Origin of the sequence: Tahibacter harae (genome assembly GCF_024437735.1) — a bacterium.
In the GTDB taxonomy this organism is placed as follows: Bacteria; Pseudomonadota; Gammaproteobacteria; order Xanthomonadales; family Rhodanobacteraceae; genus Tahibacter; species Tahibacter harae.
Window position 1 is genome coordinate 1 of record NZ_JANFQO010000008.1, and the last position, 25005, is coordinate 25005.

The 25005-nt window shown below is 67.1% G+C and carries 19 protein-coding genes, 1 tRNA gene and 1 pseudogene; 8 read left to right on the forward strand and 13 right to left on the reverse strand.

Annotation, left to right across the window (positions count from 1 at the left end; all coding sequences use genetic code 11):
- Positions 1 to 128: 128 nt before the first annotated feature.
- Positions 129 to 923, reverse strand: coding sequence for a hypothetical protein (locus tag NM961_RS10105; RefSeq protein WP_255914125.1), 795 nt, complete (start codon positions 921 to 923; stop codon positions 129 to 131).
- A gap of 115 nt (positions 924 to 1038) precedes the next feature.
- Between NM961_RS10105 and NM961_RS23980 the strand changes: the two genes are divergently transcribed.
- Together NM961_RS23980 and NM961_RS10115 are read left to right on the forward strand one after the other, a co-directional pair.
- On the forward strand, positions 1039 to 2562 hold the full coding sequence (locus NM961_RS23980) for a hypothetical protein (protein ID WP_305119117.1): 1524 nt from the start codon (positions 1039 to 1041) through the stop codon (positions 2560 to 2562).
- Entirely contained in the window at positions 2513 to 3178 is a 666-nt protein-coding gene (locus NM961_RS10115) for a choice-of-anchor Q domain-containing protein (protein WP_255914126.1), read from the forward strand. The genes NM961_RS23980 and NM961_RS10115 overlap by 50 nt, the downstream gene beginning before the upstream one ends.
- Positions 3179 to 3451: 273 nt before the next feature.
- Here NM961_RS10115 and NM961_RS10120 read toward each other — a convergent pair whose 3' ends face one another.
- On the reverse strand, positions 3452 to 3853 hold the full coding sequence (locus NM961_RS10120; RefSeq protein ID WP_255914127.1) for a globin: 402 nt from the start codon (positions 3851 to 3853) through the stop codon (positions 3452 to 3454).
- 747 nt (positions 3854 to 4600) lie between these two features.
- Here NM961_RS10120 and NM961_RS10125 point away from each other — a divergent pair.
- Positions 4601 to 5212 carry a UdgX family uracil-DNA binding protein gene (locus NM961_RS10125; protein WP_255914128.1) on the forward strand — a complete coding sequence of 204 codons (612 nt, stop codon included), beginning with the start codon at positions 4601 to 4603 and terminating at the stop codon, positions 5210 to 5212.
- A 102-nt stretch (positions 5213 to 5314) separates the two neighbouring features.
- On the opposite strand, the gene NM961_RS10130 is transcribed toward NM961_RS10125, so the two are convergent.
- Together NM961_RS10130 and NM961_RS10135 are read right to left on the reverse strand one after the other, a co-directional pair.
- The gene (locus tag NM961_RS10130) at positions 5315 to 6517 is read right to left on the reverse strand and encodes an NAD(P)/FAD-dependent oxidoreductase (RefSeq protein WP_255914396.1); all 1203 of its coding nucleotides are present in this window, start codon (positions 6515 to 6517) and stop codon (positions 5315 to 5317) included.
- A gap of 137 nt (positions 6518 to 6654) precedes the next feature.
- Positions 6655 to 7167: a DUF4142 domain-containing protein gene (locus NM961_RS10135; protein ID WP_255914129.1), complete on the reverse strand. Its 513-nt coding sequence runs from the start codon at positions 7165 to 7167 to the stop codon at positions 6655 to 6657.
- A 539-nt stretch (positions 7168 to 7706) separates the two neighbouring features.
- Between NM961_RS10135 and ku the strand changes: the two are divergent.
- The 3 genes and pseudogenes from ku to NM961_RS10150 form a co-directional block, all read left to right on the forward strand.
- Positions 7707 to 8625 (forward strand): annotated as a pseudogene (gene ku / locus NM961_RS10140) (non-homologous end joining protein Ku); the annotation flags it as partial.
- Positions 8626 to 8670: 45 nt separating this feature from the next.
- Positions 8671 to 11181, forward strand: coding sequence for a DNA ligase D (gene ligD / locus NM961_RS10145; protein ID WP_255914132.1), 2511 nt, complete (start codon positions 8671 to 8673; stop codon positions 11179 to 11181).
- A gap of 332 nt (positions 11182 to 11513) precedes the next feature.
- Positions 11514 to 12131, forward strand: coding sequence for a hypothetical protein (locus NM961_RS10150; protein ID WP_255914133.1), 618 nt, complete (start codon positions 11514 to 11516; stop codon positions 12129 to 12131).
- Positions 12132 to 12352: 221 nt separating this feature from the next.
- Here the strand turns inward: NM961_RS10150 and NM961_RS10155 are convergent, their stop codons facing one another.
- Complete coding sequence (locus tag NM961_RS10155; protein WP_255914134.1) at positions 12353 to 13885, reverse strand: FAD-dependent oxidoreductase; 1533 nt, start codon at positions 13883 to 13885, stop codon at positions 12353 to 12355.
- A gap of 412 nt (positions 13886 to 14297) precedes the next feature.
- Between NM961_RS10155 and NM961_RS10160 the strand changes: the two genes are divergently transcribed.
- Positions 14298 to 15359, forward strand: coding sequence for a BON domain-containing protein (locus tag NM961_RS10160; RefSeq protein ID WP_255914135.1), 1062 nt, complete (start codon positions 14298 to 14300; stop codon positions 15357 to 15359).
- Between the two features lie 132 nt (positions 15360 to 15491).
- Here the strand turns inward: NM961_RS10160 and NM961_RS10165 are convergent, their stop codons facing one another.
- Positions 15492 to 16703, reverse strand: a complete 1212-nt coding sequence (locus NM961_RS10165; protein WP_255914136.1) for a hypothetical protein — start codon at positions 16701 to 16703, stop codon at positions 15492 to 15494.
- A 139-nt stretch (positions 16704 to 16842) separates the two neighbouring features.
- On the opposite strand from NM961_RS10165, the gene NM961_RS10170 reads away from it, so the two are divergent.
- Entirely contained in the window at positions 16843 to 17430 is a 588-nt protein-coding gene (locus NM961_RS10170; protein WP_255914137.1) for a hypothetical protein, read from the forward strand.
- Positions 17431 to 17953: 523 nt separating this feature from the next.
- Here NM961_RS10170 and NM961_RS10175 read toward each other — a convergent pair.
- The 7 genes from NM961_RS10175 to NM961_RS10205 form a co-directional block, all read right to left on the reverse strand.
- A complete protein-coding gene (locus NM961_RS10175) occupies positions 17954 to 20155 on the reverse strand; it encodes a winged helix-turn-helix domain-containing protein (protein ID WP_255914138.1) in 2202 nt (733 codons plus the stop codon).
- Positions 20156 to 20388: 233 nt separating this feature from the next.
- Positions 20389 to 21351 (reverse strand): prolyl aminopeptidase, encoded by a 963-nt coding sequence (gene pip / locus NM961_RS10180; RefSeq protein ID WP_255914139.1) that lies wholly within the window; start codon positions 21349 to 21351, stop codon positions 20389 to 20391.
- A 61-nt stretch (positions 21352 to 21412) separates the two neighbouring features.
- The gene (locus tag NM961_RS10185; protein ID WP_255914141.1) at positions 21413 to 22057 is read right to left on the reverse strand and encodes a hypothetical protein; all 645 of its coding nucleotides are present in this window, start codon (positions 22055 to 22057) and stop codon (positions 21413 to 21415) included.
- Positions 22054 to 22995 carry a helix-turn-helix transcriptional regulator gene (locus tag NM961_RS10190; protein WP_255914142.1) on the reverse strand — a complete coding sequence of 314 codons (942 nt, stop codon included), beginning with the start codon at positions 22993 to 22995 and terminating at the stop codon, positions 22054 to 22056. Before NM961_RS10190 ends, NM961_RS10185 begins: the two co-directional genes overlap by 4 nt.
- Before the next feature lie 1147 nt (positions 22996 to 24142).
- Positions 24143 to 24219, reverse strand: a tRNA-Pro gene (locus NM961_RS10195).
- 149 nt (positions 24220 to 24368) lie between these two features.
- Positions 24369 to 24725, reverse strand: coding sequence for a MerR family transcriptional regulator (locus NM961_RS10200; protein WP_133819103.1), 357 nt, complete (start codon positions 24723 to 24725; stop codon positions 24369 to 24371).
- Positions 24703 to 25005, reverse strand: a complete 303-nt coding sequence (locus NM961_RS10205; RefSeq protein WP_255914143.1) for an integration host factor subunit alpha — start codon at positions 25003 to 25005, stop codon at positions 24703 to 24705. Before NM961_RS10205 ends, NM961_RS10200 begins: the two co-directional genes overlap by 23 nt.

A 25005-nucleotide genomic window follows, 5' to 3' on the forward strand; every position in this document is an offset into this window, starting at 1 on the left:
AGCACCAGCGCTGACTTGCGCCGCGCCGTCCAACGCTTGATGTCTTCTTCCATCACTGCACTCATGGGGTGTCTCCTTGGGTAAGGTTACACCTGAGCAGGTTTTCACTGGGTCAGTACAGAACCATGCTATTCAGTGTGAATCGATGTAGGGCAGCTGCCGGAATCGATCCACGAGCTCTGTACGCCGTTGGCGACAGAATAGGTCCCAATCCCTGCACACGTTTCATTTGCGGCTTGCTGATAGAAGATGCAGATTTCAGCGATCTGCGCAGCCGATAGCATCATCTGATCGCCTTTCCGGAAAACGATCTTCCGTTCGACGACAGTGAGTGTGGCCGCGTTCTTCAGCAAACCTGGAACTGTCTGAGCGCTGCCTGGATCAGGGCCGAGCCAACTGACGACGAGCTCGCCTTGGTCATCGAGATCTTCGACGCCCACCCTTCCCATGCGGTGAACGAGGCAATTCCGCGCCGACTGGAGACTCAGAAGATACACGCTATATTTCGATGGCGTTCCGACGATAGCCCCGATCTTGTCGAGCTTTTCTTTGAGCGAGATCTTGGTGAATTTGTCGCAGCGCTTCTTGATTAGGGGCACATCGTCCTGCACGCGGGATGCCAAAATCATCTGGAGAGCGACAAAGACTTGGTCTAGGAAGCTAGTATAGGTTTCGGCGAGTTCACGAAAGCCAGCTGCCTCGATCCAGATCTTAAACTGCTGCTTTGCTCCTGCGATGCGATCCTCAGCTAGATTCGGATCGATAACTTGAAGTCGAGAAACCTGCGTCAGTTGGTACTTGCGAAATTCGGGGTCGAGTGCGGCATTGATGCCGAGCCCCATGAACATCGCGGCACGCCTGATGCCAGTATTTGCCCATTCCGAGAGGTCGCGCAGATTGATCGTCTGATAGTGAATCGCCATGTCTCCTTCCTGCCGGTGTGATCGCTGGTGTCGCCACGAACAGCACGCTCATCATCCCATCCAAGTCACAACAACGCGACAATCCCGTGCCTCAATCGCTGAGACGCTCAGGCAATTGGTCGCGATCGGCGCTCCCTATACTTCCCGCCAAAGCCGGATCAACGCGGTGTTCATGCCGGCTCGCGGACAGGTTGCACAGCGCCGCCTTGCCTGCATGCGTACTCACAGGGGTGATCCATTCATGGCCGCTTGCAGAACCGCCATCGCGTTCCTGACCACGCTGCTGTCCACCGTCGCCGGCGTGGCGCGGGCGGGCACGGTCGCTGTCACCGACGGCAATGTGACGGCCGGCGCGGGCACCTGCACGCTGGCGCAGGCGATTCATGCGGCGAATCGGGCCAACAATCCCGGCGATACCACACACCCGTACGGCAGCACGCCGCCGGGCGCCAGTACCATCGAGCCACTGCGCTACTCGGCGACCAGTGACAGCGCCATCGCGAACGGCACGACGGTGAGCGCCTGCACTGGCGCCCTGCCCGGCCCCAATACGCTGGACCTGGCCGCGCTCGCGGGACAGACGCTGAGCTGGAATACGCCCGACAACTTCTGGTACGGCCCGAATGCGCTGCCGCCGATCGCCAGCGACATCACCATCGAAGGTCACGGCGTCACGCTGCTGGCCGCCGCCGTTGCGGCACCTCTGCGCTTCTTCTTCGTCGGCGCCGACGCAGCGAACAGCGCCACGCCCGGCTACAACACGCCGGGGCCGGGGCATCTGACCCTGCGCAATCTCACCCTGACCGGCGGCCGGCAACTGGGCGGCAGCGGCAGTGGTGGTGGCGCGGGCATGGGCGGGGCGATCTACAACCAGGGCAGCCTGGATCTGGCGTCGGTAACCTTGAACAGCAACAGCGCCACGGGCGGCGGCGCCGGCGGCGGCAGCAGCGGCAACGGCGATGGCGGCGGCGGTCTGGGCGCGGATGCGAACAGCCTAAACGGCGGCGGCATGGGCGGCACCGTACCCCATGGCCAGACAAGCTCCGGTGCGCAACCCGTCAGCCCATCCCACGGCGGCGTTGCGGGAGGGACATACACTGGCGGCGGCGGCTTCGGCGGCGGCTACGAAGACGTCCCCGGCCACGTCGTTCGCGGTTCTCCCGGCAGCGGCAGCGGCGGCGACGGCAGTGGTGGCGGCGGCTTCAGCGGCTACGGCAGCAGTTCGGCCTACGGTGGCATCGGCGGCAGCGGCTTTGGCGGCGCCAGCGGCTATACCGAGCCTAGTGGCTACTTCGGCGCCGGCGGCGGCTTCGGCAACGGTGGCGGCGGCAGCCGCAACTCCAGCGTCGGCAGCAGCTCGGATATCGCCGGCGGCGGAGGCGGCGTCGGTGGCGGTGGTGGCGGCGGCTACAGTGGCACCTCGTTCGCCGGCGGCGGCGGTGGTGGCTTCGGCGGTGGCGCCGGCGGTGGCGGCCTTCATCGCCGTCAGCGTCGGCGGCTTCGGCGGCGGCAACAGCGATCCCTCCGGCAACAGCGGCGGTGGCGCCGGCTTCGGTGGGGCGGTTTTCAATCACGCCGGCAGGCTGGCTTTGCTCAACTCCACCCTGACCGCGAACACGGCTGCCGGTGGCGGCAGTAGCAGCGGCAACGGCGGCAGCGGCTACGGCGGCGCGATTTTCAATCTCAATGGCACCGTGTCGATCGCCTTCTCGACCCTGGCCGGCAACACCGTGTCGGCGGGTTCGGGCGCCAGCGCCGGCAGTGCCGATGGCGGCGCGATCTACAGCCTGGGCTACAACGCTGCTGCCACCTCAGGCAGCAGGACGGCCAGCGTGCGCCTGAGCAACAGCATCCTGTCGAACAGCAGCGGCGGCCGCGATCTGGTCAGCGACAAACCCGCCACGGTGGCGAATGGCAGCGCCAATGTCGCCAGCGCCGGCGTGGTCAACGGCAGCGGTGCGCCGAAAAATCTGATCATGACTTCCGCCGCGGTGAACGGCGCCGACGCACTGCCGGCCGGCTGGATCACGACCGATCCCACACTCGGCGCACTTGCCGCCAATGGCTCGGCGAATGCCCCCTTTACGATGGCAATAACCACATCGAGCCCGGCGCACGCCACCGGCAGCTGCACCGATACCGCAGGCAACGCGGTGACCATCGACCAGCGCGGCATCCCGCGCCCCGGCAGCGGCTGCGATCTGGGTTCGTTCCAGTTGTATACCGACGAGGTGTTTGCGAACGGCTTTGAGTGAGTGACATCGCGGACGCCCAAGGCATGGGCGCGATTTCCCGCCTCGCCCGCGAATCGGAGGCCACAGTCCTGCGCGCCGAAAGTCGATTGCAGCGGACTCGCGCCCAGGACTCAACTTCGGGAACACCATGAAAGTGGCGCACCCAATCTCACTGGAAATTTCATCCATGCAAGCGTCAGCGGCCGCATGGATTTTCCCGTCGAGAAAGCTCTGGCAATCGAAGTACAGCGGCCGTGACGGCAAAACGGCACGGCCAGGCGAACCTTGCACCGCTCAGTAATGCGCCGTGAAGTGCGCGACAACCTTGTCCATGCCCAGGCGCCAGCGCTGCAGCAGTGCCGGGTTGGCCTGGGGATCGGTCTCGCCGACGGCCTTGATCAGGCTGTCCACCCAGTGCACGTAAAGCGACGGGCGCACCGGCACGCGGCCCTTGCGCGCATGCGCATCGGCCATTTCGTTCATGGTGCGCTCGGCGAGGCGGCTGCCGTTGGCGTGCTCGATGGCGACGCTGATGCCGCGGCGCAGGGCGAAACGCTGCGTGTTGAAATCGGTTTTCGCGAACATGGCCGCGACTTCCGGGTGGCTGTCGAGAAATATCTGATAAAACCGCTCGATGAAGTCTTTCTGGCGCAGGCAGCGGCCGTAGCTCTGCTGCAGATCATCGAATCTTTCCATGAATTTCCCCCCTGGCCTTCAACGGTTGCAACGCAACCGCAATGGTAAGGGCTGCGGGACTTTGCGCATAGGCTATTGGTCATCGTGCGCGCATAGACCAAGGTATGAAACGCGGAGCCGGCTGCCTAGGCAGGCTTCTCCACGTTTCTTACCATTTAATAAAATTAAATTATTAGCATGCCTCTCTTGCGGCGAAATCGGACGCGCCTCGCCGGCTTTGCGCAGATCGCCCGCCGGCACGCTTGGCCGCGCTGGACATAGCCTTTGCCCTGGTCTGCGCAAATCCATCTTCCGCCCGGGGCTGGAGGTCCGATGCGGCGAGCGCCAGGGCCGGCATGGACCCGCCCGTCTGCCCGCAACCATCCGGAATTTGCCGATTCTCGATCAGCCCGGCTGGCACGGGCGGTGACGCAGCAGCGAACATCCATGGCGAGTCGGGGAGCGCCGAATCACTGCCAAGGCGCGGTGGTTGCATAACTCTCTTGCATCGCCAGCCAGCCTCAGCGTGACCGCAAAGGCGGAGACGATGTCGGCGCGACATCGGAACCGGACCTGTCCGACAAGGATCGCCGCTTCTCCAAGCCCCTGCACCAAGGCGCCCGCCCCGACGTCAGCCATAGGCCGAGGCCGCATCCTGCCGCAGCGGCAACCGGCGCTGAATACATTGCGGCAAAAGCTGCACTTGTGCTGTTGCAAGCCTTGCACTGGGCCCCATGCTCCAGCGGAAACGCATACCGGGGAACCACCATGCCGCGAGCGTCCGCCAAAGCTGCGCCAGCACCACCGTCCATCGCCAGATTGCGCGCCGCTGCCCGTACCTGCAAAGCCTGCCCGCTGTGGCAGCCGGCCACGCAGACCGTATTCGGCGAAGGGCCGGAAAACGCCCGGATCATGCTGATCGGGGAGTCGCCGGGCAATCAGGAGGACCTGGCAGGACACCCCTTCGTCGGTCCGGCCAGCGAATTGCTGGACCGCGCGCTGGCCGAGGCCGGCGTGGACCGTGCCCAGGTCTACGTCACCAATGTGGTCAAGCATTTCAAATATCAGCTGCGCGGCAAGCGGCGTCTGCATGCGCGGGCGAACGCGGCCGAACAGGCCGCCTGCCGCTTCTGGCTGGATGCAGAGCTGCTGCGCGTGCAACCCGCGCGCATCGTCTGCCTGGGCGCGATGGCGGCCCAGGCCATCTTCGGCCGCAGCTTCCGCCTGCTCAAGCAGCGTGGTACCTGGCGCGATCTGCCGGGCGGCGCGCGCGGCCTGGCCACGGTGCACCCCTCGTATCTGCTGCGGCTGCGCGATGCGGCCGAGCGTGCGGAAGCCTACGCGGCCTTCGTGCGGGACCTGCGCCAGCTGCAGGAGTGATACGCAGAACGTCGCGCCGCTTCTGTCAGCGAACGCAACCGCCGGATGGAACGCCGCTCCGACGGATCATCCGCCGCGACAGCAGCAAACTCGCGCCGGGCTTCACCCGGCATGCCGGCCGAAGCCGAAGAGCCCGGCCAAGGCATGCCTGCGCCGCTCCACCGTCGCACGCAGTAGCCCTGCGCCCAGCACGGAATAGGTGATGCCGTTGCCGCCGTAAGCCATCGCGTAGAGCACGCGCGGACCGGTTTCTTCATGTGCGCCGAAATAAGGCAGGCCGTCGCGGGTCTCGGCAAAGGTGCCGGCCCAGCTGTAGGCCGGTTCAAACGGTATCTGCGGAAACAGCAACGCAGCCTTGCGCAGCAAGGTCCCGGTCTTGCGCGTCAGGCGCGCGTCGCGCCGGGCCGGAATGTCGATCGCATCATCCTCGCCGCCGACCAGCAGGCGGCCATCGTCGCTGGAACGCAGATAGATATACGGCCGCGCCGTTTCCCAGACCAGCGTGTCGCGCAACGGCCCCAGCTGCGCACGCGCCATGGGCTCGGTCGCAAAGGCATAGCTGCTGCGATTGCGCGCCACGCGCGCCGACAGCCAGCCCTGGCTTTCATAGCCGCCGGCGACCACGACGTGGCCTGCGCGCAGCACGCCCCGCGCCGTATGCAACAACACACTGCGCCGGCCCGGCTCCATGCGCTCCACGCGGGTACGGGCATAGACGCGGCCCTTCAGACGCCCCAGCAACCGGTGTGTCGCGCGGTACGGATCGAAGCGCGCCGCAGGCCGGCTCAAGATCGCGCCGGCGGCGAACAGTCCGTAATGCGCAGCGATCGCGCTCTTCCTCAGCCAGCGCACATCCAGGCCCAGCCGGCGGCGTGCTTCGTACTCCGCACGCAGCCCGGCCGCCGCATCATCCGTGCTGGCGTAGTACAGGCTTTTCATCTGCGCGAAGCCGAAACCGCCGAACTGGCGCGCCAGCTCGCCGATCTGCTCCACACCCGCGGCGCAGGAACGGTAGGCCAGCGCCGCGGCCGGCTCGCCGTAGCGCTGCGCGAGGTCGAGCAGATGCGTGTCGATCTCGTACTGCAGCAGCGCCGTGCTTGCCGCCGTGCTGCCCCAGGCAATATCGCGGCCGTCAAGCACGATCACTTCATGATCGTGCGCGGCGAACTCGTGCGCGATCAGCGCGCCGGTAATGCCGCCGCCGATCACCGCGATATCGCAGCGCAGATCCTGCTCCAGCCGCGGAAAGGTGCGCAGCAGGCCGTTTTTCACCGCCCAGAACGGATAGCCGCTCTTGAGATCCATCGTGGAATGCATCCATCGCTTCCTGCCCTGCGCCGCGATCCGTTCGGCCGCGAACGCAGCGGCGGACCCGCGCATCTTCGTCCATGCAGGCGCAGGACACGGCGGCCATCGCCGCGCCCCGCGCCGCCGGCGTCAGCTCACTTGGCCGCGCCAGGCAGTTCCTTCGCCTTCTTGCTGTGCTGCTGCAACGTCGGCAGCTTTTCCTGGGCAAAACTGCGCAGCGACGGCGCAGTAACGTTGGTGGCCGCATTGCTGAACAGCGCGACCGCTTCGTCGTGATCCTTGACCATGTTGCGCGCATAGACCGTGTCGACCTGGGCGCCGGCATTGCGCACGTCGCCGACTTTCTTCTGCGCATCGCTGTCGAGTTCGGCCGGTACCGTCCAGCCGTTCTTCTTGGCCAGGGCGCTGAGTTCGTCATTGGCCTTGCCATGATCGGTGATCATCATCTGGGCGAAGGCCTTGATCTTCTCGTTGCTGGAAAGCTGTACCGCGGCCTTGCTCTGTTCGACTTCCGCCATGCCGGCAACGGCCGCCTTGCGCAGGAAATCCGCATCCGACGTTGAAAGGGTTTCCGCCGCCGCGGCGGACAGGGCGGAACCGATTCCCAGCATGGCCAGGCCCAGCAATGTGAGGGTCTTGATCTTCATGGCGAGCATCTTCCTTTGACGACAACGGTGGAGCGGAAACAGCAAGCGCCATGCCGGGAAATCTGTGGCGGCGACGCGCAGCGCAGTCAGCAGCGCGTCGCCGCGGATTTTGTCGCAAATGCCGCAAGACAGCCCCGCCTCCGCCGCCGGCTGGATGCGCACCGCGGCGTCACCGCGCCCTCCGTGCGTTGCCGCGGCCAGGCGGGACCGGAACGCTTTCCTTGCAGCCTGCACGGACGGTCCCGAAGGCGCAGCGGATTCCGCACGACACGGATCCCTCGGCGGCCGGCGTCAACCTGGCCGGGAAAAGCCGGACTGGACTGTGCCACTGCCGTCGCTGCACGCAAGACAGCGATGACTGCGCAGGGCGCTGCCGGTAGCCGCGATCACACGGCGCGCCGCTTGCATGAGACAGATCATCGGCGCAGCCTGCTGCACCGAGGAGTGCGCGAGGCGTGATCGCTGCGACCAGCGTCCACGGCGCCGCGCCGGAGCGGCAGGGAATTTCACGCCGCTCCTGGACGAACCAGGAGAAGCTCATGGCACGCCCGATCTGGAACGGAACGCTGTCGTTCGGCCTGCTCAATATCCCGGTGGCGGTGATGAACGGCGAACGCAGCGTCGATCTGCATTTCCGCATGCTGGATGCGCGCAACAAGAAGCCGATCCGCTATGAGCGGGTCAACAGCGAGACCGGCCACGAAGTGCCGTGGAAGGACATCGTCAAAGCCTACGAGTACCGCAAGGGCAGCTACGTCGTGCTGGAGCCGGACGTGATCCGGTCGGCCGCGCCGGAAAGCCATGAGACCATAGACCTGGAAACCTTCGTCGACGCCGCCGCGATAGGCCCGGAATATTTCGAGAAACCCTACTACCTGCTGCCGGGCAAGCGCGCGGAAAAAGGCTATGTGCTGCTGCGCCAGACGCTGGAAAAATCCGGCCGCATCGGCATAGGCCGCGTCGTCATCCGCACCCGCGAGCATCTGTGCGCGGTGATGCCGCGCGGCGATGCGCTGCTGATGAACCTGCTGCGCTACCCGGCCGAAGTCGTCTCGCCGGACGAATATACCTTTCCCTCGTCCGCCCACCGGGTCAGCAAGAGCGAGCTGGCCATGGCAGAGAAACTGGTCGATGCGCTGGCCAGCGAGTGGAAGCCGGACGACTACCGCGACGAATTCCGCGAGCGCCTGCAGAAGGTGATCGCGGAGCGGGTCAAGGGCAAGAAGGGCATCGCCGTGGAATCCGCCGCCGAGGAAGAGGCGGAAGAAACCGCGACCAACGTGGTCGATTTTGTCTCGCTGCTCAAGCAAAGCCTCGCCGCCGGCAGCAAGCGCGCACCGACCACCACCAAGACCGCGGCGCGCAAGAAGACCCGCGCGGCGGGCGGCCGGCGCCGCGGCTCGTGAAACCGCGGCAACCGACAGGACAGCCGTTGCAACGCCGCGGCGGCGATCGTCCACAGGAATGCAGGCTGATCCCGCTTCGATCACGAGAGTGCGATCCATGCCCCTGAGCGAATACAAGCGCAAGCGCAATTTCCGCTCCACGCCCGAACCCGCCGCCGGCGGCGAGGCCGGCAGCCATATCTTCGTCGTGCATCTGCACCATGCGCGCCGCCGCCACTACGACCTGCGCCTGGAATACGCCGGCAGCCTGAAAAGCTGGGCCGTGCCCAAGGGCCCGAGCTTCGACCCAAAGGTCAAGCGCATGGCGATCCAGGTCGAGGACCACCCGATTTCCTATGCCGGCTTTGAAGGCGATATCCCCGAAGGCAACTACGGCGCCGGCCACGTGGACATCTTCGACCACGGCACCTGGGAGGCGGAAGGCAATGTGCGCCAGTCCCTGGCCAGGGGCGAGCTGAAATTCACCCTGCACGGCAACATTCTGCGCGGCTCCTGGGTACTGGTGCGCACGCGCCGCGACGCGCCCAAGCCGCAGTGGCTGCTGATCAAGCACCAGGACGCCTACGCCGGCAAGAGCGAGGCGGATGATTTCACCGCCGACCGCGGCAAGCCTGCCGCCAGGCCGCGCGCGGCGAAGTCCGCACGCAAGGGAACGGCGCGCGCAGCGGCGAAGAAAACGAATGGCGCCGAAGGCAAGCGCGAAGCCCTGGATCCCGGGCCGTTCGCACCGCAGCTGTGCCGCCTGGAAACCACGGCACCAGCGGGCGACGACTGGCTGCACGAGGCCAAATGGGACGGCTATCGCCTGCTCGCCACCGTGCGTGCGGGCAAGGCCACACTATGGTCGCGCAACGGCCTGGACTGGACGGCGCGCCTGCCCGAACTTGCCGCGGCGCTGGGCACGCTGGGGCTGACGTCGGCCCAGTTCGACGGCGAACTGGTTGCGCTGAATGAAGGCCGCGACGACTTCAACGATCTGCAGGCGCGCCTGTCGCTGGAAAAGAAGAACGTGCCGGTAGCGCTGATGCTGTTCGACCTGCCCTATTGCAACGGCCGCTCGCTGCGCGAGGTGCCGCTGCTGCAGCGCAAGCACCGGCTGCAGCAGATACTGGAAGCGCATCCGCATCCGCTGCTGCGCTATTCCGCCCATCACATAGGCGCCGGCCCCGCGGTGCTTGCGCAGGCGGTACGCTCCGGCCTTGAAGGCATCATCAGCAAGCGCGTGGACAGCCCGTACCGCGGCGAGCGCAACGGCGACTGGATCAAGCTCAAGAGCCGTGCGTCGGACGAGTTCATCGTCATCGGCTATACCCCGCCCAAGCGCAGCCGCATCGGCCTGGGCGCGCTGCTGCTGGCGCGGCCAGGCGCCGACGGCCTGGTCTATGCGGGCCGTGTCGGCACCGGCTTCAGCGACGAGCTGCTGCGCAACCTGCTGCACAAGCTGCAGCCGCTGCGCCGCGCAGAGCCGGTCGTCGATACCAGCCTGCTGGAAAGGCGCGAGCGCGACGAGGCCGTCTGGGTCAGGCCCGAGCTGGTCATCGAGGTCTATCACCAGGGTCTGGGCCGCCAGGGCCTGCTGCGGCAGCCGGCGCTGAAAGCACTGCGCGAGGACAAGTCGCCGCAGGAACTGCTGTCGGGAAAAGGGGATGTCGTGGAAACCAGCAAAAGCCGATCACGCGCAAAAACCGGCACAAAAGCCACCTCCGCGGCCGATGTGGCAGCCGGTGCCGACGTGCGCCTCACCCATCCCGAACGCGAGGTATTCCCCGGCAGCGGCCTGACCAAGCAGGACGTGGCCGACTACTACAGCGCCGTGGCGCCGCTGCTGCTGCAGGACATCGCCGGCAGGCCGCTGTCCGTGCTGCGCTGCCCCGACGGCGCGGCCGGCACCTGCTTTTTCCAGAAGCATGCGGGACGCGGCTGGGGCGATCATGTGCGCCCGGTCGCCGTGCGCGAAAAGCAGGGCGTGCAGGCCTATATCGCCGTCGACGACGTGACCGGCCTGCTGCAGCTGGTGCAGATGAACGTGCTCGAATTCCACCCCTGGGGCGCGCTGGCGCAGGATCAGGCCCATGCAGACCGCCTGGTATTCGACCTGGATCCGCACGAATCGGTGGGCTGGGCCAAGGTGAAGGCGGCCGCACGCACCGTGCGCGAAGTGCTGCAGGGCGTGGGACTGACATCCTTCCTGCGCACTTCCGGCGGCAAGGGCCTGCATGTGGTGGTGCCGTTGTCGCCGCCGGTGGGCTGGGCCCAGGCCAAGCGCTTCGCCGAGGATCTGGCCGACACGCTGGCGGCGGAGCGGCCCGAATCCTTCGTCAGCGTCGCCAGCAAGCAGCAGCGCGAAGGCCGCATCTTCGTCGACTGGCTGCGCAATGCGCGCGGCGCGACGTCGGTGGCCTCCTACTCGCTGCGCGCGCGCGCCGGCGCGCCGGTGGCCATGCCGCTGGAATGGTCGGAGCTGGCGCGGCTGCGCAGCAGTGACGCCTATACGCTGCGCAACGCGCTGCGCAAGATCCGCAGCCGCCGCCGGGATCCGTGGCGCGAACTGTACGACCTGGAGCAGACCTTGCCGGGCCCGGCCGCACGCTCGCGCAGAGGCCGCTGACGGGTGCAGCCGGGCAAGCCGATCTGCCGCGTCTGCCTGCACACGGCATCGCAGCGGCGCGGATGCTGCAGGACCAGGCAGACACAGCGATTCCGTACCGCTTCGCGTAAAAATTCATAAATCCCCAATTTCCAGACCGTGCAAATCGACAGGCACGATGCTGGCCTTTCGTGCATATCGCAGCAGCCGTCGCCGTATCCCCCGCGGCGCAGCAGGGTCCAGCGGATGGCATGCGACTTGCGCCCAAGGTGGAGTCGCCGGGTCCGGTCAGACACACGTTCCTGCCGCAATCACCAGCCGCGGCAATTGCCACTTTTCCGCAAGAGACTGTCATGAGCAAGAAATTTCCCGAAGCCCTGCACACGCAGGAACTGCTTTATCAGGCACTGGAAACCGAACTGGGCGCTATCAGGATCTATTCCGCCGCCCTGCCCTGTGCGATGAATGAAGATCTGCACGAGGAATGGGAAACCTGCCTCGCGCACACGCGCCTGCACCGCGACGTGCTGCTTGATGCCTTCCGCCGGCTGGGCCTGGATCCGGAAACCCAGACCATGGGCCGCCAGATCGCCGCATTCCAGGGCAAGTCCCTGGTGCGGGCGATCGAACTCACCTACCTCGCCGGCGATCCCGTCGCGGCGCAGATCACCGCCGCCGAATGCGTGGTGCTGGCCGGGACCAAGGCGCAACTCAACTGGGAACTGATAGGCCTGGTCGCGCAGGCGAGCAAGGGCGAACTGGCCCACGTACTGCGCGCCGCGCACGAACAGGTGCAGCAGGAGGAATCGCGCCGGCTGTATTGCACCAAGGGCTGGACGCGGGAGCTGTGGATAGAGTCGCTGGGCCTGCCCGCGGTGCTGCCGCCCGACCAGGAAACCAGCGAGGTCGAGATGGCGCTGGACGCGACACGCCTGGAACAGCAGCGCGAGCGGGTGGCCTGGGTGCATTGAACGCCGGGTGCCGAACGGCGAATGGCCGTTCCTGCGCGGCGCGGTCCGGTCGCGGCCGCGTGTGCCGCCGCGTTGTTGCGCCAGGGCATTCCACGTAACTCGCGTCCCGAGGGCATTCAAGCGCAAGCCGCAATTCACCTCGCACGCGCGGGAGCACGCGCCCTGATACGACTGCCGCCCTACGTGTTTCCGGGCCTGCGGCACGACACGCACGCCGCCGCTCAGGCGGCGCTGCTCACCCCATCGATGCGCTCGCCGGCCAGCGGTTCCAGCCCTGAGCGCGCCGGCCCATTCAGCACATGGCCGTCCGCCGCGGCAAAACGCGAGCCGTGGCAGGGACAGTCCCAGCTGCGTTCCAGTGCATTCCAGCGCACTGCGCAGCCCAGGTGCGGGCAGCGCGCCGACAGTGCGCTCAGGCTGCCGTCCTCGTTGCGGTACAGGGCAAAGCGATGCAGGCCATGGCGGATCACTGCGCCCTGGCCAGGCGGCAGCGCCGCAACATCGTTGCTGTCGCCGGCAGCCAGCCAGTCGCGGTATTGCAGCGCGACGTTGGCGTTCTCCTCCAGCCAATCGCCGGTAAGACGCTTGCGCGCCGGGTCGTACAGCGCGGCCCAGGGATGTTCGCCGTCCACGATCAGGGCGGTAATCAGCGGAGCGGCCAGGGTCGCGTGGGTCAGGCCGTTGCCGGAGTCGCCGCTGACCACGTAGACATTGCGCGCGCCGGGATCGCGGCCGATGAAGGCCAGGCCGTCCACCGGCTCTATGATCTGTCCGGACCAGGCGTATTGAATATTTTCCAGTTCCTTACAGTACTCGCCGGCCCATTCGCGCAGTTCCTCCAGCGGATCGCGCGCCGGCGCCTGGCCGGTCTTGTGATCGCAGCCGCCGATCAGCAGCCAGTCCTTGCCGTCGCCGGCCGGCTGCAGGCGCAGATAGCGATACGGGTCGGCGGTGTCCCAGATCAGCGCATCGGGCATGCGGCCGGCGGGAATCAGTCCGGCCAGCATATAGCTGCGATACGCCGCCTGCTTGGTATGCAGGGCCACGCGCCGGTGGAAAGGCACATTGCTGGCGACGACGACGGACTCGGCCTGGATCAGGCCGCCGTCCGCGAGCAGCACGCGCGGCTGCTCGCCGTCTTCCACATCGCCGGCCTCGGCGCGCATGAAACGCACACCGGCAGCGAGCGCGGCCGTGTACAGGCCGAGCAGGTATTTCAGCGGATGGAACCGGGCCTGGCCGGCAAAACGCAATACCGGGCCCCAGGCCGGCAGCGCCGCCAGCCCCGCTTCCAGCCGGGTCACGTCGAGCCCGGCGCGCAGCGCGGCTTCGTATTCACGTTCCAGCTCCTGCACATCGGCCCCCGGCGCCGGCAGCAGGTAGCCGGGAATGCGCTCGAAATCGCAGTCGATGGCGTAGCGGCGCGACCATTCCTCGATCAGGTCCACAGCCGCTGCATGGCTTTGCGCAGCGAGCGCCGCGCCATCCTTGCCGTGCCAGTGTTCGAGCCGGTAGTAACGGTCATCCAGTGCGCTGGCCAGATGCGCGCTGGTGCGCGCGGTCTCGCCGGCGCCCAGACCGTCGCGGTCGATCAGCAACACCTGGCGGCCGGCCTCGGCCAGCCTGAGCGCAATCGACACACCGGCGATGCCGGCGCCGATCACGCAGACCTGGGCCGCATCAGGGCGGCCGCCGGTGGTAGCCAGCGGCGGCAGAGGCTGCTCCATCCAGAGGGACTGCGATTCAGCGTTCATGGCGGGCTCCTGGAAATGACGACGGCATGACGGCGCCGGCTGGCGCGATTCGCTGCTTTGTGCGCGCGCCGGCTGCGGGTCCGTGCGTGACTGCACGATCGCGACCGGCGCGCAGGGCCATCCGCACGATCGACCTGGCCTATGCAGGCCGCAATGACAGCTGCGGCGTCCGCCGCGCGCGCGAAAGACAACGATGAACGAAGCAGCACGTTGCATGCCATGCCTGTGCCAGAGCCCGTTCGCGGCGCGCGGGCTGGCTTTGTCGCGCTCATGCCATGACTATAAAGAAATTTAGTAACTTATAAATTTTTATATTCATATTGGACATGACCACGGCTCCGTCGTGGCATATGTCTTGCTCCATCTGTCCTGGCCCACCGCCGCCGACCCTGTCCTTACTGGAGTCAACGCCATGCAACGATACGATGTGGAGCGCGCCGCGCGTTCCGGCCGCAGCCATCCGGATACCTACGGCGAGCGCGACGAGGAAAACCGCAGCGGGTACTACCACGGCCGCGAGGACGAAAACCGCTACGCCGGTTCCGAGGACTATCCGCAATATGCCGAGGGATATCAGCGCTATCCCGGCGATTTCCAGCGCGGCGCCTATCGCCGCGATCCGCCCGACACCGGCCATAGTGCCTGGCATCAGCACCCGCCTTCGCCCCGGCGCAGCGCCTGGCATCAATACGACGAACCGGCGGAATCCTCCTGGCACGGCGGCGAGCGCGATCAGGACGAATCCGCGCCCTATCCCAGTCCGGCCTATGGCTCGCCGCACCTGAGCGAACAGCGCATCGCGCACTATGGCTACGGCGACGAATTCCGCCGCTACGGCCGCAATATTCTTTCTGCCGGCCGCGGCGACACCCGCGATCTGCGCCATCGCGCCGACTGGCACAGCGCGGCACAGCACGAACGCTACGACAGCAGCCGCTACAGCGGCCGGCGTTATGACGCCGCAGGGCCATACGCCCAGGCCGGCGCCCACGCCTACGGACACGAGGACGGCGATGCGATCGATGCCTACGGCGGCAGCGTCGGCGATTTCGACGAGCTGCCGCTCAGCCGCGCAGGTGACCGCAGCGGCAGCCTTTACGAGGATCCATCCCGTACAAGCCAGCGCGGCCGCGGCCCGAAAAACTACGCGCGCTCGGACGAACGCATCCGCGAGGACGTGAGCGAGCAGCTGGCCGACGACGAAGCCATCGACGCCGGCGACATCCTGGTCGAGGTCAGCGATGGCGTGGTCACGCTGAGCGGCAGCGTGGACACGCGCAGGCTCAAGCACCGCGCCGAAGATATTGCCGACCGCTGCAGCGGCGTGAAGGACGTGCAGAACCGGCTGACGGTGAAGCCGCAAGGCGCGCCCGGAGCGGATTCGCTGCTGGGCCAGGGGGCGCAGGCGAAAGCGCCGGGGGCCGCCGGTTCATCGGCCGCCAGCGGCAGTTCCAACGAATCCGGCACGAACTGACGGCAGCGTAGAAGACGCCGGCGCCATCGCCACACGCTAGGGCACCGCCGCGGCGCAGCTTCGGTCGCGGCGGGCCACACGGCGCCAGCGGTGCTGCGCGCCGCCCACCCGCACACCGGATGCGCTACCGCCTCATTCCGGCGCCGCTGTTGCGGTGCACTCCGGATCCGGCGCGCCGGAAATGCCGCTCAGGCGGTAGTCCGCCGCGGCGGCGCCCTCCACGCGAAAGAACAGTGCGGCTTCGTCTCCGCCGCTGCGCAGTTCCACCTGCGTGGCGGCACCGCCGTCGCAGACGCTGCTGGCGCCGAATTCAAACGGCGCGTAGTGCTGGCGCAGGGCGTGCAACATCTCATGCCGTGACTGCAATGCATCCAGCGGCACGGCGGACCACTGCCGCACCTCGGCCCAATCGGAAACTATCCACTCGTCCACAAAATCCCGCGGCGTGGCGGCGACAGGCGCCACCCGGCGCGGCTTGGCGCCGCCGAGGTCGTAGCGGCGGATGAATTCGCGGCTGTGTACGCCGCTGTCGATGCTGGCCGCGTGGAAGCGCAGCTCGAAGTGACGCGCATCGACACTGAGCCGGCCGAAATCCTCGCCGCCCCACCACAGGCTGTCGCTGCCCTGTAGCAGTAGCTGCGGCTTTTCGCTGTCGGCGGCCGGGCGCAGCACGCTGTAGTCGATGCTGGACCAGGCCGAACTGCACCAGGGGCGGATATGGCTGACGGCTACGAAGCGGCGTCCTTGCGCATCGCGCGGCGAGACGCGGTATTGCAGCGCCTCCCAGGCGCCGTCGATGCGCGCATAGTCCGCGCTGGCCCAGCGCAGCAGGCGCTGCCAGCGCCCGCCGCGCGGCGCGTAGAGCAGCAGCTGCGCATCCGAGCCGCAGGGAATGCCGATACCGGCGACGACGGCGAGCCAGCCGGCTTCGGCGATGAAGGCGGGCTCGAAACGGAAGAGCGTGTTTTCGCCGGCGGCATCGCTGTTGCCATTGCCGTTGCCTTTGCCGACGTCAACACCATTCGCGGCTGTGTGCAGGGTCGCGGCCAGGACCGCAAGGTCCGGCGCCTGTCCGGCCGGCATACAGCGCAGGTGCGCATCGACCAGCTCCGCCACCGCGGGCTTGAGACGGCCGAGGGCCTGACGCAGCGGCGGAGCAAGGTCGGGATCCGGCTCCGCGGCCGCTAGCGCCTTCTGCAGCACGGCGCCCGGCGCGGCCAGCTTCGCGGCGGCCTCGCGCAGGACCTGCGGCGCGCAGGTTTCCGCGGCAGCGGCGGCTTGTGCGGCAAGCGCGAGTGCGGTGCTCAGCGGGACGAGGAAACGCGGAAATGATGACTTGGCCATAGGGCCGCAACGATAGCGCGTGGCGCCATCGCGGCAAGCCGCGATCAAGGGGGGCGCCGGCCGTCCTGTTGCCCCGCGGGCGCTTGCACCGGGCAGGCACCTGGTCTTCAATGGCGCCCTGCCGCCCGAAGGACCTGCCATGCTGCACGACTACCTCAGCGACGCCCTGCACAAGATCTACAGCCATATCGAACACGACAGCATCAAGGCCGGCGTCGATGCCAAGGGGCTGGACAAGTTCATCACCGAGTGCGCCTCGCTGGCGGCGGTCACCGGCGCGGTGACCGGCCTCGGCGGCGCCTTCACCGCGGTGGTCGGCCTGCCGGTGGACGTGCTCAACACCGTGACGCAGCAGTTCCGCGTGACGTTGGCCGTGATCTATGCACGCCGCGGCCGCTACGAGGCGCTGAGCTTCGAGGATTTCATGAAGATCGTCGCGATTTCGCTCGGCGTGGAAGTCGGCGTGATCCTGACGCGGCAGATGCTGGTGAACGTCGCCACCGCCATCCTGACCAAGATGACCATTTCCACCGCCGCGCGCGTGGTGCCGCTGTTTGCCTCGGTAATCGGCGGCTCGGTGAACTTCCTCTTCATCAAGGGCATGGCCGAGGCGGTCAAGCGCATCAATCTGGATGCGCTGGATGAAGCCGAGGTATCCGAAGAGCCCAGCACGGAAGCGGTGATCGTCGAGGACGAACCGCGCCGGGGCGCAACCGGACAGAAATAAACAAGCATGCAGCGGGCTTCCGAGTTTCCGTCGCGCAGCGCTGATTGCCGCGTATCGGAGGACGGCCAGGATGCGCCTGCACTGTGCGACCCGGTTTTTCTCGCGCAGACCAGGTTGCACGCATGTCCAGTGTGGCGTCAGCGGAGCACTTGTGGCGCGATGTTGCTGTACATGCGCCACGGCACAGGCCATCGCCAAGTCCGCAGGGCGGACAGCATCGGGGATGATGCTGCGTTGAAGGATGCAAACCGTTCCCCGCGTCACCGCGCCTGTCCTTGACATCGGGCTGACTGCCGCACCCCGCATACCGCATTGGCTGATCGCCTGATGGGAATGCGCGCCAGTGCGGCGGCGCCGCTGCAGGCGCCGGCGGCGCGCTGATCCGCACACAGAAGCTGGCGCCCGGCGGAACCGCGCAGCGCGCGACGGGCCGCATTGGCGCCGCACGAACCGTCCACGGTCACCATCGACGGCGCGCCGTACCTGCGATTCCCTCTGTCGCTGCGAGATACAACCCGCCGCGCTACTGCACCAACTCTCCCAGGTCGAGCAGGATCACATCGGTATCGTCGCGCGCGACCACCGGCAGCACGGCACGGGAAGCCAGGCGGTCCAGGGTCAGGCCGCCTTCGGCCACGGCCCACTCCACCGTGCGCAGCAGGCGCGGCGCGCTGCCGTCCCAATCCTGGCGGAACAGCTGCGGCTTCATGTTTTCGCCGGACTGCAGGTAGTACAGGCCGGTGGGATCGGCGCGCCAGGCGTTCATGTTCCAGAACTGCACCGCGCCGCTGACGCGCTCCTGCTTGCCGCTGGCCAGGTCCAGCGCATACAGGCCGCCTTCCCCCATATTGGCAAAATACAGTTTTCCATTACCGACGCCATCGCTGAGGCTGTAGGCAGTGGCATCGGACAGGCGCCGGCTGCTGCGCTTGGCCAGGTCGCGCTGCCAGATATGCCAGGCGCCGTCGCGGTCGGAGATGTAGAACAGGCTGCGGCCGTCGGCGGCGTAGGTGCCGTAGCGCACGTTGTCGCCGGCATCGCTTTCCTGGCGCGTCTGGCCGGAATCCACCTCTACCGAGAACAGCCGGCTCTGCCCGCCGCCGCGCGCGACGTAAACCACGCGGCGGCCGTCCGGCGACCAGTTCGGCGCGCTGAGTTCGACGTTCTTGTGGTGAGTGATCTGGTAGGAGGTGCGCGCGCCAGGTTCGGACAGCCACAGCTGCGAATCGCCGCCGCGGTTGGAGACGAACACCAGGCGGTCGTCGTTCGGCGCGAACGCCGGCCAGGATTCGCTGCGCGTGGATGAGGCTATGCCCTCGCCGGCCGCATCCACCGCGGCGTCGAAGCGGAAGCTCTGCAGATTGACGTCGGCGGAATCCTGCTGGAACACGGCCAGCGCACGGCCGCGGCTGGCAGCGGGATAGCTGCCGCCGGCGATGCCGAGGTTGGCCAGCTCGCCGGATTCGGTATCCAGCAGATACAGCCCCTGCGTGCCGCCGTGATCGGAGGAAAGCAGGATGTGGCGATTGTCGGTGAGCCAGTCGTAGCCGCGGATGCGCGCGCGCAGGCGAGTGAGCTGGCGCGGCGCCCCGCCTTCGCTGGCCATCACGTACAGATCGCTGTACGGCACGGCGCCGCGGCGGAAGGCGATGCGGCGGCCGTCGGGCGAGACGCGCGGCTGTATGTCGGGCTGGTTGGGATCGCGCAGGTATTCCAGCGGCGTGACCTGGCCGTCTTCCAGCGCCAGCCGGTGCAGGGTCTTGGGCCCGTCCATCGGCGTCTTGCCGTCGGCATCGGCGCGGCGGCGCGAGATCAGCAGGGAGCGGCCGTCGCGGCTCCAGTCGAAATAGTCGATGAAGAACGGCTCGCAGGCGGCGGCCTCGCGCTCGCGGCCGCCGAGGGCGGCGACGACGACGATTCGGCATTGCTCGCCCTGCAGGCGCACGAAGGCGATCTGGGTGCCGTCGGGCGACCACACCGGATAGGTTTCCTCGCCCGCGTCGCTGCGGCTCAGGCGTATCGGCGGCGAGCCGGACAGGCCGCGCAGATAGATATGCATGCCCTCGTCGCCGGGGTAGCGCGCGCTGTAGGCGACCGAGGTGCCGTCGGGCGAAATATTCGGGAATGTTTCACTGTCCGGCTCGGCCGTGACCGGGCGCTGCGGCAGGTTGTTGACGGCGAACACTGGATTGCGCAGATCCAGCGGCGACGGCGGCGGCGCGCGGCCGAACACGGCGAGCAGGGCCAGCAACACGACGATGGCGCCGGACACGATCAGCATGGCCATGGGCCGCCGCGGCGGCTCCGCCGCGCGCGGCGCTTCCACGCCGGCCGCCTCGGCTGCGGCTTCGCCGGCCGGACTGGGCAGCTGTTCCAGCCACTCCACCGGCGTCAGCAGGCGATAGCCGACCTTGGGTATGGTCTCGATATGCCGCGGCAGCTTGGGATCTTCCTCGATCGCGCGGCGCAGCTCGGTGATGGCGTGGGTGAGCACGTCATCGGTGGGATAGGCGTCGCGCCAGACCGTATCCAGCAGTTCGGCGCGGGTCTGCGGCGCACCGTTGGCCAGCATCAGCTGGCGCAGTACCGCCATCGCCTTGGGCGTGGGGCGCAGCTCGCGGTCGCCGCGCAACAGGCGATTGCTGGCCAGATCGACGAGCCAGTCGCCGAGGCGTGCAAATCGTGTCTGTTCCTGTGGTCGCAACACGCGAACGTTGGCGCTCACCCAAATCCCCGGCTTCAGTCTCAGTTGTGTCCGGCAGGCGCCGCACGGCCGTCCGCCCGGCGCCCGCGGCGCGGAACCCGGCCACCGGACACAGCCGGCGACAAGTCCCGCACCACGACGACACTGTCGGCACTGACCGCGCGGCGGTCAACTGCCGACAGTACCGGGAGTGCCGAATACACGACCGCGCCGCCGCCGCCCCGGCTTACCCGCAAGGGCTGCAACATGCGCGCTCAGCGGAAGCGGTCGGTGGCCTCGATCAGTTCGTGGCTGATGCCCGGCTCCATCGCCGAATGGCCGGCGTCGGCGACGATGCGCAGTTCCGCCTCGGGCCAGGCGCGGTGCAGATCCCAGGCCGAGCGCGCCGGACAGACCACGTCGTAGCGCCCCTGTACGATCACCGCGGGAATGCCGCGCAGGCGCGAGGCGTTGCGCAGCAGCTGGTCGTCGTGATCGAAAAAGCCGCCGTGCACGAAGTAATGGCATTCGATGCGGGCGAAGGCCAGGGCGAACTGGTCCTCGCCGGTGGCGGCGATATGCGAAGGATCCTGATACAGGAAACTGGTTGCGCCCTCCCACACCGCCCAGGCCCGCGCCGCCGCGCTGCGCACGGCCGGATCGCTGCTGGTCAGGCGGCGGTAATAGGCGCTCATCAGATCGCCGCGTTCCGCTTCAGGAATCGCCGCCAGGTACGACTCCCACACATCCGGGAAGATCGCGTCGCACCCCTTCTGGTAGAACCACTCCAGCTCCCAGCGCCGCAGCATGAAGATGCCGCGCAGGACCAGTTCGGTGACGCGCCCGGGATGGGTCTGGGCATAGGCCAGGGCCAGAGTCGAACCCCAGGAACCGCCGAACACCTGCCAGCGTTCCACGCCCAGGTGTTCGCGCAGGCGTTCTATGTCCGCGACCAGGTGCCAGGTGGTGTTCTCGCGCAGCTCCGCATGCGGCGTGGAGCGGCCGCAGCCGCGCTGGTCGAACAGGATGATGCGGTAGTGCGCCGGATCGAAGAAGCGGCGCGAATTTGCGTTGCAGCCGGCGCCCGGGCCGCCGTGCAGGAAAACCACGGGCTTGCCTTGCGGATTTCCACACTGCTCATAGTAGACATTGTGCAGCTCGGAAACCTGCAGCCTGCCGCTGTCGTAGGGTTCGATTTCCGGATACAGCGTGCGGCGCGGCAGCCTGGGCGAGTTCATGGACACATCCGTTGGTGGCGATCCGGCGAGTTTAGCCCGCGGCCGCCCGGCTGTGCGGATTTCACTCCCCGCTGCCGGCGGCGGCGTCCGCGGCGCGCTTGCAGATCAGTTCGTGGTTGAGGAATTCGCGGCCATTGGAATCGCGCGAGTACAGGCGCGAGCGGGTGCGGTCGGTGTCGGTCCACTGCCAGTCGAAGCGCTGGTCGGCCTCGGCCCCTTCCTTGCCAGGACGCATCTGCACCTTGCCGCTGAGATGGCGCAGATCCGGCGCCAGCTCCGCGTCCAGCAGCATGCGCCGGTCCGGCGTCACCGCGTCAAAGCCGCTGCCGAGTATGTGCATGGTTTCCGGATCGACGCTGAGCAGGTTGATGCCGACATGGACGGTATCGCCGCCGCGCAGCACCGCGTGCACGGTTTCCTGCAGGAAATTGCCGCGCAGCACCCATTCGAAGCGCCGTTTCTGCGGCGTCTCCACCATGCGCTCGCGGAAACGGTCGTCCCAGCTGCGCAGGCTGCAGTCCCAGCTGCCGACCAGCGGCTGGGCGAAGGATTTGAACGCCTGGCGCGAATCCTGCGCCACGCGCGGATCCACCGCCGCCGCGAACCCGCTCCAGGCCAGCAGCAGCACGGCCAGCCCGCTCTTCCAGCCCAACCCGGCAACCGCGCCGCCGACACGCTTCTTCATCTGCCCCACCTGTCCGATCATGCCGCCTCCGGCTGGTGACTGTACGCGATTCGCGCGCCGCCATTGGCCAGGCCGAAGGCCCGCGTCACGCTGGCCCGCGCCTGCATCAGCGCCATGCGCCGCAACCGCGTCGCCGGCGTGCCGAACTGCTGCTTGAACAGGCGGGCAAAGGCACAGCGATTGATGAAGCCCATGCGCTGGGCGATGGTACCAATAGGCACGCTGGTCTCTACCACCATGCGGCGCGCGCGCAGCATGCGCTGCTGCACCAGATAGCGGTGCGGCGAGGCGCCGAACACACGGTGGAACAGGCGCAGGAAGTGCGAGGGCGACAGGCTGGCGACCTGGGCCAGCGCAGCCAGGTCCAGCGGCACGGCCTGGCCATGGTCGATCACGTGCTTGGCACGCAGCAGGCGCGCATACAGCTGGCGCCGGTGGCGCTCGCTGCGGCCGGGGCAGTTGGCCAGCAGTTGGGCCATTTCCTGCTGACGCCGGGCCAGCAGGTTGAGTACCTGGTCCAGCGCCGCATGGGTGTCTACGGACAGGTCCTGGGTGGACTGGGCCAGCCGGCCCAGGGCCGTGGCCAGCTCGCCGTCCTGGGCGAAGAATGCCGGCAGCGGATCCACGCTGGCACGGCCGCGCAGGGTCGCCGGCGCCAGCCAGAGCACGGCGACGCGGGCCTCGCCGGCCCCGGCCGGTTCCATGCGCAGACCATTGCCGCCCTCGGTGAGCAGCACATCGGCGGCGCCCAGCTCCACACCACAGCCGCGGTTGTCCACATGCACCCGCCCGCGCAGGGCGATGCACAGCGCCGGCGGACTCCAGCCCCAGGCATGCAGTTCGCGCAAATCGCCTACCCAGACCAGGGCACGCGGACCGAACCGTTCCAGGTAATCCTCCCGGTCACGCCAGGATGGAAACGCCGCGTTGCCTTCATGCCGCCAGTGCACACAGTTCATGTCACGCCCTCCTCGTGGTGATGGGCCGACACTAGGAAGCGCCGCCCAGCGAGTCCCGAGTGGCGGGCGAGTTCGCGGCGAAATCCGCAACATCGGGCGGCGAGGTTTCGGCGAAATCTCGGCGAGGTCACCGAAAATCAACAGCTTGCACGGAGAGTTCGGCAAACTGTCCGGACAAGCAGAAACGCAGCGGCGGTGCTGGAAAGCGGCCTCCTGGGCGACAAGGCGCATTTCTGCAACGTATCGAAGCGGGCTGAAAAGTGCCTGAGACAGGCCCCGAGGGCGGCGACGTCGGGGCTTCGGCGGCTGGAGAAGGCGGATTCGCGGCTCCTGCAGCCCATCGAGGCGGCGCCCTCGCTCCCAAGCTCTGCTCGAACCGGGCGCTGCTTTTGCCGTTTGCCGCTTTGGGCGCCCTTGGAATGCCGCCTCGAATACTGCCTCGAACGCCGCTTCCGATCCCGATTCGGTCGCCGCTTGCGGAACCGTGGCTGCCGTTGCCGTTGCCGTTGCCGTTGCCGTTGCTCGTGATGGTGCTCGGGCTCTGCCCTGCTGTGGCTGTGGCTGTGGCTGTGGCTGTGCTCTCCTGCGCACAAGGATGTGCGCCGCCTTACCGCGGCCCCATAAGCCGCGGCGAGGCGGCGCAGGATCAGCCCGCGCGCAGCGCGGGTAGCGTCCAGGGATGGACGCGAGTCGTGCGCAGAGCCAGGATGGCCCTTCGCGACCCCGTAGCCGCCTCGCGAAGCCGAAGGGCAGGATGCCCGTAGGCCGCGGCTTCTGGGGTGTGTTTTCTTTGCCTACTTCTTTTGCACAAGCAAAAAAAGTAGGTCGGCCGCCGCAAGCGGACGAAACCGCTTCTAAATCAACCAACTCCGCGCCGAAGGCGCACCAACCCGCTCGAATCAAACACCGTCGCCACCCAGCTCAAGACACCCACAAACCGCGAGAGCCGCTAGAAGACCCAATTGGGACAACAAACGTCACCCAAGCCGGCCTGAACCCAGTAGGGACAAGAAAAATCAAAGAAAAACGCCAGCCACGCCAAGTCTGCGACTCAAGCGCCAGAGAGGAAACAGTGAGGAATAATGAGGCGTTTCAGTTTCGCCGTTGCAGCGATCCGCCTAACTCATTGGCCTGCATCACCAGAAATTGGTCGGGACGGCGGGATTTGAACCCACGACCCTCTGCCCCCCAGGCAGATGCGCTACCAGGCTGCGCTACGCCCCGACGCGGTGATCGGCGATGCAAGAGCCGGCGAGTATAGCAGACGCCGGCCAGATAACCGCAATGCAGCAGAACCGAATTGCAGATACCAGAAACACAACCAGCCGCCGCGGCCAGAAACGCCGCACCGACCGGCAAAATCACAACACCACTCAGCGCCGCAGTATCTGCAGCACTTCCTCCAGTTCCATGCGCACCTGGCGCACGATCTGGCTGGACATGCTGACTTCATTGCGCTGCTGCTGGCCATCCAGGCGCTGGCGCGCGCCGGTGATGGTGAAGCCCTGGTCGTACAGCAGCGAACGGATCTGCCGGATCATCAGCACGTCGTGGCGCTGATAATACCGGCGATTGCCGCGCCGCTTGACCGGCTTGAGATTGGTGAACTCCTGTTCCCAGTAGCGCAGCACGTGCGGCTTCACGCCGCACAGTTCGCTGACTTCACCGATGGTGAAGTAGCGCTTGGCCGGGATTACCGGGAGCTCGCTATTGCTGCCCTGATCCAGCATAGGCCTCGACTCTGACCTTCAGCTTCTGACCCGGCCGGAACGTAACCACACGCCGCGCGGAGATCGGGATCTCCTCGCCGGTCTTGGGATTGCGCCCGGGACGCTGATTCTTCTTGCGCAGATCGAAATTGCCGAAACCCGACAATTTCACCTGCTCCCCTTTTTCCAGAGCCTCACGCACTACATCGAAGAACGCATCGACGAATTCCTTGGCCTCGCGCTTGTTGAGGCCTACGTCCAGGAACAGTCGCTCAGCCATTTCCGCCTTGGTCAGCGCCAT